General features: G+C 58.5%; 2 protein-coding genes. Both read right to left on the bottom strand.

The genetic code is table 11. From position 1 onward, the window contains the following. Positions 1-208: 208 nt before the first annotated feature. Positions 209-1,054, bottom strand: a complete 846-nt coding sequence (kdsA, locus tag ACIPIZ_RS26010; protein WP_016985082.1) for a 3-deoxy-8-phosphooctulonate synthase — start codon at positions 1,052-1,054, stop codon at positions 209-211. Positions 1,055-1,059: 5 nt separating this feature from the next. Then, the coding region (locus ACIPIZ_RS26005) for a CTP synthase (protein ID WP_401168262.1) at positions 1,060-2,531 on the bottom strand (1,472 nt) is incomplete at its 5' end.

Genomic DNA, 2,531 nt, shown 5'->3' with positions numbered 1-2,531 from the left:
GCCACGGGAGTCGAGAACTTCACGACCTTTGATGTCGACGATTTTTGCCATTGTTGTAAACACTCCAAAGTTGACGAAAACGACGCAGCTAGAGGAAATCTTTTTACCGTCGGCAAGGGGTGTGCAGCGGGCAGACTTGCAGACGATAACGCTCATGCCCGAGGGCATGAGCGACAAATCGTGCGGTACTTTACCGGAGAATTGAGTGTTACGCGGTTTCTACCGTCGGAAAACTCTTCACCAGTTCGTCCAAAGCTTTGAGCTGGGCCAGAAATGGCTCCAGTTTGTCCAGACGCAAGGCGCAAGGGCCGTCGCATTTGGCATTGTCCGGATCCGGGTGAGCTTCGAGGAACAGACCCGCCAGCGACTGGCTCATGCCGGCCTTGGCCAGATCCAGAACCTGTGCACGGCGACCGCCGGCGGAATCGGCACGACCACCCGGCATTTGCAGGGCGTGGGTCACGTCGAAGAATACCGGGTACTCGAACTGCTTCATGATGCCGAAGCCGAGCATGTCGACCACGAGGTTGTTGTAGCCGAAGCTCGAACCACGCTCGCAGAGGATCAGTTGATCGTTACCCGCTTCTACGCACTTGTTCAGGATGTGTTTCATTTCCTGAGGCGCGAGGAACTGGGCTTTCTTGATGTTGATCACTGCATTGGTCTTGGCCATCGCGACGACCAGATCGGTCTGGCGCGACAGGAAGGCCGGCAGTTGAATGATGTCGCAGACCTCAGCGACGACCGCGGCCTGATCAGGCTCGTGGACGTCGGTGATGATCGGCACGCCGAAGGCTTGTTTGATGTCCTGGAAGATGCGCATGCCCTCTTCCAGGCCAGGACCACGATAGGAGGTCACAGAAGACCGGTTGGCCTTGTCGAAACTGGCCTTGAACACATAAGGGATACCGAGTTTCTCGGTGACCTTCACGTATTCCTCGCAAACCTGCATGGCCATGTCACGGCTTTCCAGCACGTTCATGCCGCCGAACAGCACCATGGGTTTGTCGTTGGCAATCTCGATGTCGCCGACGCGGATGATCTTCTGTGCCATCGGGGTTACGCCTTCTTCTGGTGTTGAGCCAACGCTGCTTTGACGAAACCGCTGAACAGCGGGTGGCCATCGCGCGGTGTCGAGGTGAACTCAGGGTGGAACTGGCAAGCGACGAACCATGGGTGATCGGCCGCTTCTACCACTTCAACCAGCGCTGCGTCAGCCGAGCGACCGGAGATTTTCAGGCCGGCTTCGATCAGTTGTGGCAGTAGCTTGTTGTTCACTTCGTAACGGTGACGGTGACGCTCGACAATCACATCCTTGGCGTAACAGTCGTGCACCTTGGAGCCAGCTTCAAGCAGGCATTCCTGAGCGCCGAGGCGCATGGTGCCGCCCAGGTCGGACGCTTCGGTACGCACTTCAACGGCGCCGGTCGCGTCTTCCCACTCGGTGATCAGACCGACAACCGGGTGACCGCTGGCGCGGTCGAACTCGGTGGAGTTGGCGTCTTTCCAGCCCATGACGTTACGAGCGAACTCGATGACCGCCACTTGCATGCCCAGGCAGATACCCAGGTAGGGAACCTTGTTTTCGCGAGCGTACTGCACGGCAGTGATCTTGCCTTCCACGCCGCGCAGACCGAAGCCGCCCGGTACGAGGATCGCGTCGACACCTTCGAGCAGCGCAGTGCCTTGGTTTTCGATGTCTTCGGAGTCGATGTAACGCAGGTTGACCTTGGTGCGGTTGCTGATGCCGGCATGACTCATCGCTTCGATCAGCGACTTGTAGGCGTCCAGCAGTTCCATGTACTTGCCGACCATGGCAATCGTCACTTCGTGTTCCGGGTTCAGCTTGGCGTCAACCACCGCTTCCCACTCGGACAGATCGGCACTACCGCACTGCAGACCGAAACGCTCAACGACGAAATCGTCCAGACCCTGCGAGTGCAGGATGCCTGGGATCTTGTAGATGGTGTCGGCGTCTTCCAGCGCGATCACCGCACGTTCTTCAACGTTGGTGAACTGAGCGATCTTGCGACGCGACGAGACGTCGATCGGGTGATCGGAACGGCACACCAGCACGTCTGGTTGCAGACCGATCGAACGCAGTTCTTTTACCGAGTGCTGAGTTGGCTTGGTCTTGGTCTCGCCAGCGGTGGCGATGTACGGAACAAGCGTCAGGTGCATCAGCATCGCGCGCTTGGCGCCGACTTCGAAACGCAGTTGACGGATCGCTTCGAGGAACGGTTGCGACTCGATGTCACCGACGGTGCCACCGATTTCGACCATGGCCACGTCAGCATCGCCAGCACCCTTGATGATGCGGCGCTTGATTTCGTCGGTGATGTGCGGAATCACCTGGATGGTTGCACCCAGGTAGTCACCACGGCGCTCTTTGCGCAGCACGTGTTCGTAGACACGGCGAGTGGTGAAGTTGTTGTTCTGGGTGATGGTCGTGCGGATGAACCGCTCGTAGTGGCCCAGGTCCAGGTCGGTCTCGGCGCCGTCGTGGGTGTCGATGACTTCACCGTGCTGGT

It is taken from the genome of Pseudomonas sp. NPDC087690, from assembly GCF_044743175.1.
Classification (GTDB): domain Bacteria; phylum Pseudomonadota; class Gammaproteobacteria; order Pseudomonadales; family Pseudomonadaceae; genus Aquipseudomonas.
This window is presented reverse-complemented; position numbering and strand designations above follow the sequence as displayed.

What these genes read in the sequence shown, in the direction of transcription:
- kdsA (WP_016985082.1), bottom strand. Translation starts at nt 1,054, where the DNA reads ATGGCACAGAAGATCATCCGCGTCGGCGACATCGAGATTGCCAACGAC.